The sequence below is a fragment of the Streptomyces sp. NPDC048612 genome, from assembly GCF_043199295.1.
Classification (GTDB): domain Bacteria; phylum Actinomycetota; class Actinomycetes; order Streptomycetales; family Streptomycetaceae; genus Streptomyces.
This window is the reverse complement of the sequence record NZ_JBICVV010000027.1, coordinates 91817-105223: the sequence shown is the minus strand read 5'-3', so window position 1 is coordinate 105223 and position 13407 is coordinate 91817. Positions and strand designations below refer to the sequence as shown.

Genomic DNA, 13407 nt, shown 5'->3' with positions numbered 1-13407 from the left:
GTTTGGGGGGCCTCATCTTAGGTCGGGGGGGTGGGGGGGGGGCGGCGTTGTGGGGGTGGGGGGGGGGGGGGGGGGGGGGGTTGGGGGGGGGGGCGGGCGGGCCCCCCCCCGCCCCCCCCGCTCCCCGATTTCCCCATCATGATTCCCCCTCGGGCCGTGCCCGCCCCGCCCCGCGCACCGCCACGTCCTCCTCCGCCACCCGTCCGTTTCACCGGACGCGAGGGGCGGGCGCAACTGCCTCGCGGAGCGTGCTCCGCCCCGGGGGACGCGGCCGTCACCTCTGGGCAACGGCGGACACATTCCGGATCGTAGGCGGCGTCGATCACTTCCGACAGCCGGGTTTGAGCGAGAGACACGAGGCAGCCACCCCGGGGATACCGCTGGGTAGATGTGCAGCAAAACGGCGCAATGGGCGGAAACCGCCGTGGCGCTTTCTCGCGACACGAGAAAGTCGGCGAGAAGAGCCCGCGGGGAGAGGAGCACCGCAGCCAGGAGCAGCACATGGTTGGCGCGAAATGATCGGGCCCTCTCGGCCAGTTGGCCGCCGTGCCTACCCTGTGCGGGCACCGCACTGGAGAACCCGAGGGAGAGTCGTGCGCGCGATTGTGATGCGAGAATTCGGCGGCCCGGACGTGCTGCGGCTCGAGGACGTGCCCGAGCCCGCACCGCGCGGCGGCCACGCGCTGGTCGACGTCACCCTGGCCGGCGTCAACTACGCGGACGTGCACGTCCGGGGGGACTCCTACCTGGCGCCCGTCGAACTGCCCTATGTGCCCGGCAACGAGGTCGTGGGGACCGTGGACGGCGGACGCCGTGTCGTCGGACTCTGCCGCGGCGGCGGATACGCGGAACGGACGCCGCTGCACCGCCGCGTCACCTGGGACGTCCCCGACGCCATCAGCGACGAACAGGCCGTCGCCCTGGCGCTGCAGGGCAACAGCGCCTGGCATCTGCTGTTCACCTCGCTGCGCCTCACCGAGGGCGAGACCGTGGTCGTGCCGGCCGCGGCGGGGGGCGTCGGCTCGCTGGCCGTCCAGCTCGCCGCACACGCCGGCGCCAGGGTCATCGGTCTCGCGGGCACCCCGGAGAAGCGCAGACTGGCCGGGGAATGGGGCGCCCACGCGGTGGTCGACTCCACCGCCGAGGACCTGACCGAGCGCATCCTGGACGCAGCCGGCGGCCCCGTGGACGCGGCACTGGAGATGACCGGCGGCGCCACCTTCGCCCGGACCCTCGCCGCCGTGGCGCCGCGCGGCCGGCTCGCCGTCTACGGGTACGCCGGGGGCGAGCTGGCGAGCGTGCCGACCCGGGAGCTGATGGAACGGAGCATCACCGTCTCCGGTTTCTGGCTGCCGCAGCTCTACGCGGACCGTACGGCGCTGCCGACTTCCATGCGGGCCCTGTTCGACGCGGTCGCCGCGGGCACCCTCACGCCGCGGACCGGCGGCGTCTACGGGCTCGGGGAGGCGGCCCGGGCGCACCACGAGCTGGCCGCACGCACCCCGACCGGGAAACTCGCGCTCGACGTCACCCGGTAACACGGGTGACCCGGGACACCGGAGGGGAACAAGGGCCGGCGGAGCGCACCCCGGGGCCGTCCCGCGCACACAGCGGGCAACGGGGGCGGCCCGTACCGCACATGCCGCGCGCCTTCGGGCGCGGATCACTGCCAGGGGAGAGAGCACACCATGGGTCACAGCACCACAGCCACGGGATCGCCGGCCTCGGCCGCCGTGCCCGCCACCGGCGTGGCGCCGCGTACCGCGGGCCACTCCGGGAAGGCGTCCAGGGGCGCGCCGTCCGAGGGTGCCCGGACGTCGGGTTCCGGCCATGCCGAGCGGGTCTTCCTCGTACAGACGGCCTTCGCCGAGCTGGGCGGGTCCGCCCACGGGCCCGGTGAGATCGCCGAGTTCACCGGGCTGGACGACTCCGTCGTCTACCGCATCCTGCAGTCCGGCATCTACCAGCGCATCTTCGAGCGGGTGGACCGCGGCCTCTACCGGCTGCGGACCTCGGCCGCGCAGCTCGCCTTCACCGCGCTCGACCACCGGCTCGACGGCGGCATCTCCCAGACGGTGCTCAGCGAACTGCGCACCGCCACCGACGGCGGGCTGGCGTTCCTCTACATGGTGGCCCCGTTCTCGGGCGCCCAACGACAGTGCGTCGACATGGCCGTCGGCGACTCCGACCTCGCGGAGCTGGGCATGACGCCGCGCGACGTGCTGTCCGTGACGCGCTCCCTGCGCACCGGCGCCTCCGGGCGGACGATCCTCGCCTACCTGCCGGAGGTGCTCCAGCAGCGGGTGCTGGCCGAGCCCGTACCCGACCAGGCGGGACCTGGTGTCTACCGCGACAACGACGCGCTGCTGGAGTCCCTCGCGGAGGTGCGCGACCTGGGGCACGCGCTCGGGTACGAGGAGTGCATGGCCGGCTGGAACTCCTGCGCGGCGCCGATCATGTGGGACGGCTCGATCATGGGGGCGGTCCTGCTCCTCAAGCAGAAGTCCGTGATGCCGGTGGCTCCCGACGAGGTCGTGGAGGCGGCGAAGGAGGCGGCGGCCGAACTCAGCCGCCACGGAGCGGCCCGCCCGGACGCGGACCAGGCCTGACACACGGCTCACGGCCGCCCGCGCCCGGCCGTGCAGAATGGCGGGGTGCGGCTCGAAGCGATCACCTGGGAACGGCTCACCGACGCGCTCGCCGAGCGGCTCGTCGCGATGCCGGCGAAGGACGGGAGCCCCTGGCTGCGGGTGGCCGTCGACGGGGCTCCCGCGGCCGCGCCCGGCGATCTGGCCGACCGGCTCGCCGAGGCGCTGCGGCTGCGCGGGCGGGCGGTGCACAAGGCCGGCACCTTCGGCTTTCTGCGCCCCGCCTCGCTGCGGCTCGAATACGGCCGGGAGGACCCCGACGCCTACCACGACGAGTGGTTCGACCGGCCGGCGCTGTGGCGGGAGGTCTTCCAGCCGCTGGAGCCGGGCGGCACCGGGCGGGTGCTCCCGGACCTGTGGGACCCGGTCGCGGACCGGGCGACCCGCAGCGCGTACGTGGCGCTGCCGCCCGGCGGCGTCCTGCTGCTGCACGGTCCGCTGCTGCTCGGTCACTGGTTTCCCTTCGATCTCTCCGTCCACCTGAAGCTGTCACCGGCCGCGCTGGCCCGCCGCACCCCGGAGGGGGAGCGCTGGACGCTGCCCGCGTTCGCGCGCTACGAGGCCGAGACCCGGCCCGGGGAGGCGGCGGACGTCGTCGTACGGGCCGACGACCCCCGCCGTCCCGCCTGGAGCGGACCGCGGTGAGCGCCGGGCCCGGCAGCCGGGACCGCCCTGGCGCCCGTCCCCACCTGGTCGCCCGGTCTCAGACGAGCTGCCGTATCTCGCCCCGGACGCGGTAGAAGCCGCCCGGGGACGCCGCCAGGTCATCGACGACATACCGCGCCCCGGGGCGGCGTATGTGGCGCGGGAACTGCACGTTCCAGGACGCCTCATAGCCGTCGGAGACGGCGTGGACCCGCAGCCGGCCGCCTTCCTGGACGCACTCCACCACGATCTCCGAGGCGGCGGCGGACGCCACCGTCCGCACCGTGGCCGACGGGGTGTAAGTGGGCAGCGCGGCCGCCGACTTCACGTCCCGGGCCACCGGGACCGTGCCCGACCGGGCGGCGGCGACGGCCGCGTCACTCGCGTCCACACACACCAGGGACCCGTCGGTGGTGACCATGTACAGCCTCTCGTCCAGATACTGCATCGAGAGCGCCGATCCGCCGCCGGTGCCCAGCTTCCACAGGCGGGTGCCGTCGGCGGCGAAGCAGTACACCGAGGAGGCCGCGTCACCGGCGAAGACATAACGGCCGCCCGGGGCCGTGGCGCAGGAGTAGACGGCCGTGTCGCAGTGGTAGGTGGCTTCCGGCGCTCCGCTGTCCTTCGCCAGCCGCTGGACCACGTGCCGGTTCGTGCCGGCGTACACCGCGTCGTCCTCCTGCCAGCCGAACAGCACCGCGCCCTGGACCGGGGTGTGCCACAACTCCCCGCTGCCGTCGGGGCGATAGGCGGTCACCCCGCGCCGATGGCCGTGGTAGACGGCGCGTTCGTCCCGCCGCACCATCCAGGCGTGCTCGCCGCTGCTGCGCCGCGACCACTGGTACTCGTCCTCGGGGTCGATCACCGTCAGCCCGCCGTCGCGGTCGGCCACATCGAGGACGCCCTCGCGGATGTCCAGCCAGAAGATGTCGACATCGGGGGCGATGGCGTAGGCGGCGAACGGGAGCTTCGAGGAGAGGTCGTAGACCGTGCCGTCGTCGCAGCCCGCGTAGATCCAGAAGTCGTCCGCGACCAGGCACTTGACGCCGTCGGGGAGCTGATAGCGCGCCAGCACCTCGCCGTCGTGCCCGAGGGTGTGGACGTCGCCGTCCTGGTTGCCGACCCAGCAGCGGTCCTCGGCGATGTGAATCCCGAAGGCCGGTGCGCCCGTACGGAAGCGCCACAGCACCGGGGCGACCGCGCGCGCCGTCGACGGTGCGGAGGAGACCTGGCGGCGCGTCACCGGCCGGGCGGCGCGCTGCCCCCTGACCGCCGGCGCGTAGCCCTTGCGGACCTTCTCGCCGACCTTCCTGGCGGCCGCGTCCTGCGCCTTCTCCCGGGTCGGGAACGTCGAGGTCTGCTGCCGGCCGTCCGCGCCGATGCGGCCGTAGCGCACCGAGACGACCGTGTCCTGCACCGTCACCTCATAGAACTTGTGGGCGCCGCCGCCCTCGTGCGACAGCTCCAGATACGTCGTGGTTCCGGACACAGCGCTCCCCTCCCCGGGCGGCCCCGACGGCCGTCCCCCGCTGTGAAAAACCGTACGGCCGACCACTGACAACCGGCCGGGAACGGCCGGCCGCGGACCGCTGACCGCCGCCTGCCGGACGGCGGTTAGCGTGGCCCCGTGACGACTTCATTCCCTGCATCCGACGAGCCCGGCGCGCTGCCCGGCAGCCACGGCCCCACCGCCACCGTGGAGGCCAGGCCGCGCTCCGTCGGCACCGTGACGATGACCTATGCGCCGGACCCGGACGGCGACCCGGACCCCGGCGAGATCGTGTGGACCTGGGTCCCCTACGAGGAGAACGACGGCCGCGGCAAGGACCGGCCGGTGCTGGTCGTGGCCCGGGAGACCGGCGGCACGCTGCTGGCCGTGCAGCTGTCCAGCAAGCGCCACAACCACGACCGGGAGTGGGTCCCGATAGGGGCCGGCCCATGGGACCGCGCGGGGCGCGACTCATGGGTGGCCGTGGACCGGGTGCTGCGGGTGCACCCGGCCGGTATGCGGCGCGAGGCCTGCGCCCTGGACCGGGGCCGCTTCAACCTGGTCACCAACCGGCTGCGCGAGCGCCACGGCTGGCGCTGACGGCGCCGGGCCCCTCAGGCGGTCGCCAGGGCCAGCAGCTTGGTGACGGTGTTCCAGTTGCGTGCCGTGGCGGTGACCCCCAGTGGGGCCCGGCTCACCGCGTCGGCCAGTTTGGAGCGGCCGATGCCGCCGGGGCAGCACAGATACAGTTCGCGCCCGATCAGCCGGAACCGGTCCGGCGCGAACGCGGCCAGGTCGAGCGCGTCCAGCCGGGAGGTGTCGGCCGGCACCGCCGACAGGAACGTGACGTGCAGACTCTTGGGCTCCGGCACGGCCTCGGGAAACGGATTCGCGGCGACGGCGGCGGCCAGCTCGTCAGCGGTCCGGACGAGGACCGGCACCGTCAGGCCCAGCTCGGCCGCGATCCGGTCGTGGATCGCCCGGGCCGTTGCCTCCGGCGGGGTACCGGGGTCGGCGAAGACGATGTTGCCGGTCTGCAGCAGGACCGAGACGTCCTCGAATCCCAGTGAAGCGGCCAGCTCCAGCTGTTTCGCCTTGGGGAAGGAGTTGTGGCCGCCGACGTTGATGCCGCGGAGCAGAGCGATCTGACGGGTCATGACGCGGTCCTTCGTGGGAGCCGGCCCCGGTGAGGCCGGACGGCGGTCGGGGTCAGAAGAGCGGAGCCGGCAGCACACCTTCCAGGGCCAGCAGCAGGCGTTTGGTCTCCAGGCCGCCGCCGAAGCCGCCGATGCCGCCGTCACTGGCCACGACACGGTGGCAGGGGACGACGACCGGCAGCGGGTTGGAGCCCATCGCCGCGCCGACCGCACGCGCGGCGCCCGGTTCCCCGACCCGGTCGGCGAGGTCCTGGTAGCCGACGACGCTGCCGTAGGGGACGCCGGTGGCCAGGGCGTGCAGCACCCGGTTGGGGAAGCCGGAGGAGAGGGACCAGTCCAGGGGGACGGTGAAGGACCGCAGCTCCCCGGCGAAGTAGGCGGTCAGCTCGTCGGCGGCCGTCGTCAGGTGAGGTGTCCCGTCGAGCGGCGGACCGCCGAAGAGCTGCTCCAGACGGGCCAGGGCACCGCGGGTCGTCCGCTCGTCGGCGTGGAAGACGACCTGGACCAGGCCCTCCCGCGTCGCGGCGAGCAGCAGCGGACCGATGGGGGTCGTCAGGCGCCTCCAGGCCCAGTCGCGCCGCGCCGCCGCCTCCGGCGCCGCGTCCGGCGGTGTCGCCGGCCCGGAATCCCGCTCTGCATACGTCACCCGATCAGGGTAGGACGCACCACTGACAACGCGAAGGGGACGGACGGCGCCCGCGCCGCCCGTCCCCCGTCGCCACCAGGCGCTCAGCCGTTGCTGCGGCCCTCCAGGGCGTCGCGCACGACGTCGGGCTTGTTGGTGATGATGCCGTCGACGCCCAGACCGGCGACCTTCACCGCGACCGCCGGGTCGTCGACGGTCCAGGTGTACAGGTCCAGCTGCCGGCGGTGCGGTCCCCGCAGGCCGTGCACGGCGGCGACGTACTCCTTGGTGACCGCCGTGTGGACGGGGTTGATCTGGTCGCAGTACTTCGCGAACTTCGGGAGGTCGGCGACGGACGGGTTGCCGAGGAAGCCCGTCTTGACGTCCGACCGGAGGGCGTGGACCTTCTTGATGGCGTCGGCGTTGAAGCTCTGCACGATCAGACGGTCCTTCACATGCGCCTTGTCCAGCCAGCCCGCGCGGCGCAGCTCCGTGAGGGTCTGCAGCTCGATGCCGGGATAGAGCTCCGGCGACTTGAGCTCCATCAGGAGGCTCTGGTCGTTGTGCTCGACCTCGTCCATGTAGTCCTCCAGGGTCGGCACCCGCTCCCCGTGGAACTTCGGCCCGAACCAGCTGCCCGCATCGAGCTTCTCGATCTCGTCGAGCGTGAAGTCCGAGACGTTCCACGGGGAGCGGCCGGGGAAGACCTGCTCGACGTTCGTCGTCCGGGCGAGCGAGTTGTCATGGAGGATGACCAGCTCGCCGTCCTTGGTGCGCTGTACGTCGTTCTCGACCCACTCGAATCCGAGCCGGTCGGCCGCGTCGATCGCGGCGAGGGTGTTCTCGGGCGCGTACGACGAGGCGCCGCGGTGGGCGACCGTCAGCGGGGTGTGTCCGGCCGGCGCGGCCTGGGCGGCGGTCGGGGAGAGGACGAGCGTGGACAGTCCCATGAGCGCACCGGCGGCAACGGTGGCGACGGGGCGAATACGCATACGGACTCCTCGTGACGTCGTGGACGTGAGCTGACGTGAAGGGACGTGAACCGGTTCGGACGGACAGAGGCTCGCAGCCGGGCCGTAGCGGGAGGCGGTCGTGTGGTGTCCGGGACCTGAACGAGATGTGGCCGGTCTTCCGTGGAGCGTCGCGCAGTTGCAGGATGCCCGGTTCAGCCGTGCCACAGACGTACGCTCCGACGCCGTCCAACTTGCCGGAGCCACGGCATCCGCGCATCTTGGCCGATGATGCGTCACCCCTCGTGCTTCTGACCGGTTTTGGTCGAACGCCTCGCAGGGTGGCCCGGCGCGCCGGGTTCCGGGTGCGGGCGGGGCACGCTCGCTGACGGGCCGCCAGGCGGGACGGGAGTATCCCGCCGCGCGGGGTGCCGCGCCCCGCGCGGCGCCTCACAGCGGCCCCGGCCCCGCGGCGTTCCGCGCCCACCGGGCACGCCGGGCCCACCGTCCCGCACTCGCCTCGGATCGCGGCCTGCCGACCGCCGCCCGCCGACCGCCGGACCGTGGTCCGCGCCCGCCGCGCCCCGCCGCCCCGCCATCGGCCCTCCGTCGCAGGACCCCGCCGGCCGCAGGCCCCGCCCGCCCCCACCGCAGGGCCCCGACCACCACCGCCCGCCGCAGAACCGCAGGTCGGAGCATGAGCACCGCCGGTTGTCAGTGCCGGGTCGTACGGTGGAACCCATGCGGCCCGAATCAAAGATCGAACGCACGGTGGCGCCCTTCGAGGTCGTCAGCCCCTACCAGCCCAATGGTGACCAGCCGGCGGCCATCGCCGAGCTGGAGCGGCGCATCCGCGGGGGTGAGAAGGATGTCGTCCTGCTCGGCGCGACCGGCACCGGCAAGTCGGCGACCACCGCGTGGATGATCGAGAAGCTGCAGCGCCCGACGCTCGTGATGGCGCCCAACAAGACCCTCGCGGCCCAGCTCGCCAACGAATTCCGCGAGCTGCTGCCGAACAACGCCGTCGAGTACTTCGTCTCCTACTACGACTACTACCAGCCCGAGGCGTACGTCCCGCAGTCCGATACGTACATCGAGAAGGACTCCTCCATCAACGAGGAGGTCGAACGGCTGCGCCACTCCGCGACGAATTCCCTGCTCACCCGGCGTGACGTCGTCGTGGTCGCCTCGGTGTCCTGCATCTACGGCCTGGGTACCCCGCAGGAGTACGTCGACCGCATGGTGCCGCTCAAGGTCGGTGACGAGTTCGACCGCGACCAGCTGCTGCGCCGCTTCGTCGACATCCAGTACACCCGCAACGACGTGGCCTTCACCCGCGGCACCTTCCGGGTGCGCGGCGACACCATCGAGATCTTCCCGGTCTACGAAGAGCTGGCCGTGCGCATCGAGATGTTCGGCGACGAGATCGAGGCGCTGTCCACCCTGCACCCGCTCACCGGCGAGGTGATCAGCGACGACCGGGAGCTGTACATCTTCCCGGCCAGCCACTACATCGCGGGCCCCGAGCGCATGGAGAAGGCCATCGCCGGCATCGAGGCCGAGCTGGCGGACAGCCTCGCCACGATGGAGAAGCAGGGCAAGCACCTGGAGGCCCAGCGGCTGCGGATGCGCACCACCTACGACATCGAGATGATGCGGCAGATCGGCTCCTGCTCGGGCATCGAGAACTACTCGATGCACATGGACGGCCGCGAGCCCGGCTCCGCACCCAACACCCTCATCGACTACTTCCCGGACGACTTCCTCCTGGTCCTCGACGAGTCGCATGTCACCGTCCCGCAGATCGGCGCCATGTACGAGGGCGACGCCTCCCGCAAGCGGACCCTGGTCGAGCACGGCTTCCGGCTGCCGTCCGCCCTGGACAACCGGCCGCTGAAGTGGGAAGAGTTCCTGGAGCGCATCGGCCAGACCGTCTACCTGTCCGCGACCCCGGGCTCGTACGAGCTCTCCCGGGGCGACGGCTTCGTGGAGCAGATCATCCGCCCGACCGGCCTGGTCGACCCGGAGGTCGTGGTCAAGCCCACCGACGGGCAGATCGACGACCTGGTGCACGAGATCCGTAAGCGCACGGACAAGGACGAGCGCGTCCTGGTCACCACCCTCACCAAGAAGATGGCCGAGGACCTCACGGACTACTTCCTGGAGCTCGGCATCCAGGTCCGCTATCTGCACAGCGACGTGGACACGCTGCGCCGGGTGGAGCTGCTGCGGGAGCTGCGATCGGGTGAGTACGACGTCCTGGTGGGCATCAACCTGCTGCGTGAGGGCCTCGACCTCCCCGAGGTCTCCCTGGTGGCCATTCTGGACGCCGACAAGGAGGGGTTCCTGCGGTCCGGTTCGGCGCTCATCCAGACCATCGGACGCGCGGCGCGCAATGTCTCCGGACAGGTGCACATGTACGCCGACAAGGTCACCGCGGCGATGGCGAAGGCCATTGACGAGACCAACCGGCGCCGGGAGAAGCAGCTGGCCTACAACAAGGCGAACGACATCGACCCGCAGCCGCTCCGCAAGAAGATCGGCGACATCGTCGCCACCCTCGCCCGCGAGGAGATCGACACCCAGGAGCTGCTGGGCACGGGCTACCGCAAGGGCTCCGAGACCAAGGACGCCAGGGGCAAGGCGCCGGTCCCGGCGCTCGGCGCCAAGGGGGCGAAGGGCAAGGGCGGCAAGGCGGGAGCGGAGCTGACGGACCGCCCCGCCGCCGAACTGGCCGCGCTGATCGAGGAGATGACGGAGCGGATGCGCGCCGCCGCGGCGGAGCTGCAGTTCGAGGTCGCCGCCCGGCTGCGGGACGAGGTGGGTGAACTGAAGAAGGAGCTGCGGCAAATGAGGGAGGCCGGGGTGAAGTAGACGGGGGCCGGAGCGTCGCCCGGGGGGAGCACGAGGAGGGTGGGCGGCCGGTCCGTACGGGCGCGCCGCAGGGCATCGCCGCACGTGAGCGCGGTGTGTTCAGCGGACCGGTGTGTTGCAGAAGCGCCACAAAACGCGGGCCTTGTGCGTGCCCGGCCCGCCGCCGTGCGTAGGGTCGAAGGGCCGCCGGAAAGCTGGGCGGGGACAGTGACGAGAGAGGGGACGGCGCGTGTCGGTCAATTTGTCCAAGGGGCAGGGCATCAGCCTGCAGAAGTCCGACGGAGGCACCCTGACCGCGGTGCGGATGGGGCTGGGGTGGCGCTCGGCGCCGCGCCGTGGCCTGTTCGGCAGGCGGACCAGCGAGATCGACCTCGATGCCTCGGCCGTGCTGTTCGCCGACAAGAAGCCGATAGACGTCGTCTTCTTCCAGCACCTGGTCAGTGATGACGGCGCGGTGCGGCACACCGGCGACAACCTGGTCGGCGGCGCGGGCCAGGGCGGCGACGACGAGGCGATCCTGGTCGACCTGGCGCGGGTGCCGGTGCACATCGACCAGATCGTGTTCACCGTCAACTCCTTCACCGGGCAGACCTTCGCCGAGGTGCAGGACGCCTTCTGCCGGCTGGTGGACGAGACCACCGGGCAGGAGCTGGCCCGCTACACCCTCACGGGCGGCGGCAACTACACCGCACAGGTCATGTCCAAGGTCCACCGGGTGGGCAGCGGCTGGCAGATGACCGCCATCGGCGAGCCCTCCGTCGGCCGCACCTTCCAGGACCTGGTGCCGGCGATCGTGCCGCACCTGTAACCACCACCCTCGCGGCAGCGCGCACCGGGCCGCGCCGCCGCAGTTCCGGGCCCGCCCGGCGTCGGCCCGGGGAACGCCACCACCTTCAGGGGGAGCAACGATGACGGCCGAGCTGGTCCGGGGGCAGAACCATCCACTGGACCGGACCCGGGTGGAGATCCGGGTGGCGGCGGGCGCCCCCGTCGTGGCCGGGGTCACCCTCGGCGACGCGGAGGGCAGGCTCTCCGGCGCCGAGGCGGTGGCCCACCCCGGGCAGCCCCGCCGCACCGGAATCGAGGTTCCCCGCCAGGCGGCCGCCGAGCACCGCATCGCGGTGGATCTCGACGCGCTGGACGCGGCCGTCCACCGGGTGAGTGTCCTGCTCGCGCTGCCCGGCGGGACCGGCGGGCCGGCCGCCTTCGGCGCCGACGCCGCGCCCTCCGTCACGGTCACCGGACTCGACGGCGCCGCCCTGGTCCGCTACACGGTCACCGGTCTGGGCTCCGAGTCCGCCGTCGTCGCCGTGGAGCTCTACCGCCGGCAGGACGCCTGGAAGGTACGGGCCGTGGGCCAGGGCTATGCGGACGGCCTGTCGGCGATGCTGCGTGACCAGGGGCTGCCGCAGGCGGCGGAGCTGGCCGCGGAGATCGAGGAAGCGGTCGGGCGGGGGCAGGCCCGCGCGGTCCCCGCCCCCGCCCCTCTGGCGGCCGGCCGGTCCGAACGGCCCGGCACCGGCCCGTCTCCCGCCCCCGCCCAGGACCGGCCGTCCCCCGGGCCCGCCACAACGGCTGACGGACCGCCACGTCCCGGAGCCGCGGCCGGGCCCGGGGCCGGAACGGGCGCGAAGGCCGCCGCCGGTGCCAAGGCCGGAGACCTGCCGCCCGCCCCGGCGGACGGCGGCCCCATCGACTACCGGCACCCCCGCCGGCGCGGCACGCCCGCACCCGCCCCCGCTGCCCCAGCCCCGTCCACCGCGCCACCGGCCGGCCCGCCCGCCTCGGCCCCCGGCGCCTCCGCACCCGACGGCCCCTCGCTCCCGGTGGCCGGTGACGCCGCCGGCTGGAGCATGGACGAGCGGCTCTACAACCAGGTCTGGGGCATGTTCGAGGACCTGGCGCGTTCGGTCGCCGCCTACCGCAGCGCCGCCGACTTCGCCGAGACCCGCCTGGAGCAGGAGCTCGACCGCGCCCTCGCCGACCCGCGCAACCGCCTCGGCACGGAGGGCGAGGCCGCGCGCGCCGCCGCCCGCGACAAGCACGCCACCCTCGTCACCCAGGCCCGCGCCGCCCTCGACCGGGACCTCGCACAGCTCACGGCCGAGTCGGAGGTCGTGGAGCCCGCGCTGCCGCCCGCGTTCGCCCGCTGGGACAACCCCGTATGGCAGGGCTACCACGTCCCGCTGGAGCGTCCGATGGCGCTGCGCCTGGGCGATCTGCACCTCCCCGAGGTCCTGGACCTGCGCGTTCCCATGCTGGTCCGGCTCCCGCTGGAGCGCGGGCTGTGGATCGACAGCGGCCCCGACTCCTACACCGGCGGCAGGCCCGGCCCCGGGCGCGACATCGGCCGCCGGGAGCTGCCCGGCGCGCTCACTGACGGGCCGCCCGACGCGGCCGAGCTGCGCCGTCTGGCCATGGAGTCGGCGGTCGCGATCGCCGCCCGGCTGCTCGCCGTCCACCCCGCCGGAGAGTTCGCGGTCCAGGTCATCGACCCGGACGGGGCCGCCGGGCCGGCGCTGGCCCCGCTGGTGGAGAGCGGTGCGCTGCCCGCCTTCCCGCTGCCTGGCGCCAAGGGGGTGACCGCGGTCCTGGAGGAGCTGACCCGGCGGGTGGAGCTCGTCCAGATGGCCGTCCGCCATCGCGCCGCGGACCATCTGCCGGCGGATCTCGACACCGCCGAGCAGCTGCTGATCGTGCACGACTTCCCGCACGGCTTCGACGACCGTGCCCTGACCCGGCTCCGCTATCTGGCCGACGAGGGGCCGGCGGTCGGGGTGCATCTGATGCTGGTCGCCGACCGCGCCCAGAGCCGGGAGCACGGCCCGGTCCTGGACCCCCTGTGGCGCTCCCTGCTGCGGATCACCCCGGTGCCCGACGCGCACCTCGCCGACCCCTGGGTGGGCCACGCCTGGACGTACGAGCCGCCGCTCGCCCCGAAGGGCAGTCAGGTGGTACGTCAGGTGCTGGGCCGGCTCGCGGCCGCCCGAAAAGCCCCCTGAACAGGGACTTTACCTTT

11 protein-coding genes are annotated in these 13407 nt (G+C 73.2%); 7 read left to right on the top strand and 4 right to left on the bottom strand.

Annotation, left to right across the window (positions count from 1 at the left end):
- Positions 1-593 precede the first annotated feature (593 nt).
- The 3 genes from ACGFN2_RS31140 to ACGFN2_RS31130 all read left to right on the top strand — a co-directional run bounded on the left by ACGFN2_RS31140 (position 594) and on the right by ACGFN2_RS31130 (position 3293).
- Positions 594-1538 carry a zinc-binding alcohol dehydrogenase family protein gene (locus ACGFN2_RS31140; RefSeq protein ID WP_393365958.1) on the top strand — a complete coding sequence of 315 codons (945 nt, stop codon included), beginning with the start codon at positions 594-596 and terminating at the stop codon, positions 1536-1538.
- 150 nt (positions 1539-1688) lie between these two features.
- Positions 1689-2609 carry an IclR family transcriptional regulator C-terminal domain-containing protein gene (locus ACGFN2_RS31135; RefSeq protein ID WP_362608112.1) on the top strand — a complete coding sequence of 307 codons (921 nt, stop codon included), beginning with the start codon at positions 1689-1691 and terminating at the stop codon, positions 2607-2609.
- 45 nt (positions 2610-2654) lie between these two features.
- Entirely contained in the window at positions 2655-3293 is a 639-nt protein-coding gene (locus tag ACGFN2_RS31130; protein WP_362608111.1) for a uridine kinase, read from the top strand.
- 58 nt (positions 3294-3351) lie between these two features.
- On the opposite strand, the gene ACGFN2_RS31125 is transcribed toward ACGFN2_RS31130, so the two are convergent.
- Positions 3352-4782 (bottom strand): WGR domain-containing protein, encoded by a 1431-nt coding sequence (locus tag ACGFN2_RS31125; RefSeq protein ID WP_393365955.1) that lies wholly within the window; start codon positions 4780-4782, stop codon positions 3352-3354.
- Between the two features lie 138 nt (positions 4783-4920).
- Here ACGFN2_RS31125 and ACGFN2_RS31120 point away from each other — a divergent pair, with 138 nt between their 5' ends.
- Positions 4921-5382, top strand: coding sequence for a type II toxin-antitoxin system PemK/MazF family toxin (locus ACGFN2_RS31120; RefSeq protein WP_362608107.1), 462 nt, complete (start codon positions 4921-4923; stop codon positions 5380-5382).
- A gap of 14 nt (positions 5383-5396) precedes the next feature.
- Here the strand turns inward: ACGFN2_RS31120 and ACGFN2_RS31115 are convergent, their stop codons facing one another.
- From ACGFN2_RS31115 to ACGFN2_RS31105, 3 genes are all read right to left on the bottom strand, one after another.
- The gene (locus tag ACGFN2_RS31115) at positions 5397-5939 is read right to left on the bottom strand and encodes a DUF1697 domain-containing protein (protein WP_393365953.1); all 543 of its coding nucleotides are present in this window, start codon (positions 5937-5939) and stop codon (positions 5397-5399) included.
- A 52-nt stretch (positions 5940-5991) separates the two neighbouring features.
- Entirely contained in the window at positions 5992-6585 is a 594-nt protein-coding gene (locus ACGFN2_RS31110; protein WP_362608103.1) for a methylated-DNA--[protein]-cysteine S-methyltransferase, read from the bottom strand.
- 83 nt (positions 6586-6668) lie between these two features.
- Positions 6669-7556 carry a glycerophosphodiester phosphodiesterase gene (locus ACGFN2_RS31105; RefSeq protein WP_393365951.1) on the bottom strand — a complete coding sequence of 296 codons (888 nt, stop codon included), beginning with the start codon at positions 7554-7556 and terminating at the stop codon, positions 6669-6671.
- A gap of 699 nt (positions 7557-8255) precedes the next feature.
- Between ACGFN2_RS31105 and uvrB the strand changes: the two genes are divergently transcribed.
- The 3 genes from uvrB (at position 8256) to ACGFN2_RS31090 (ending at position 13390) form a co-directional block, all read left to right on the top strand.
- Positions 8256-10388, top strand: a complete 2133-nt coding sequence (uvrB, locus tag ACGFN2_RS31100; protein WP_393365949.1) for an excinuclease ABC subunit UvrB — start codon at positions 8256-8258, stop codon at positions 10386-10388.
- Positions 10389-10617: 229 nt separating this feature from the next.
- Complete coding sequence (locus tag ACGFN2_RS31095) at positions 10618-11196, top strand: TerD family protein (RefSeq protein ID WP_362608098.1); 579 nt, start codon at positions 10618-10620, stop codon at positions 11194-11196.
- Positions 11197-11296: 100 nt separating this feature from the next.
- The gene (locus tag ACGFN2_RS31090; RefSeq protein ID WP_393365947.1) at positions 11297-13390 is read left to right on the top strand and encodes a TerD family protein; all 2094 of its coding nucleotides are present in this window, start codon (positions 11297-11299) and stop codon (positions 13388-13390) included.
- Positions 13391-13407: the final 17 nt, after the last annotated feature.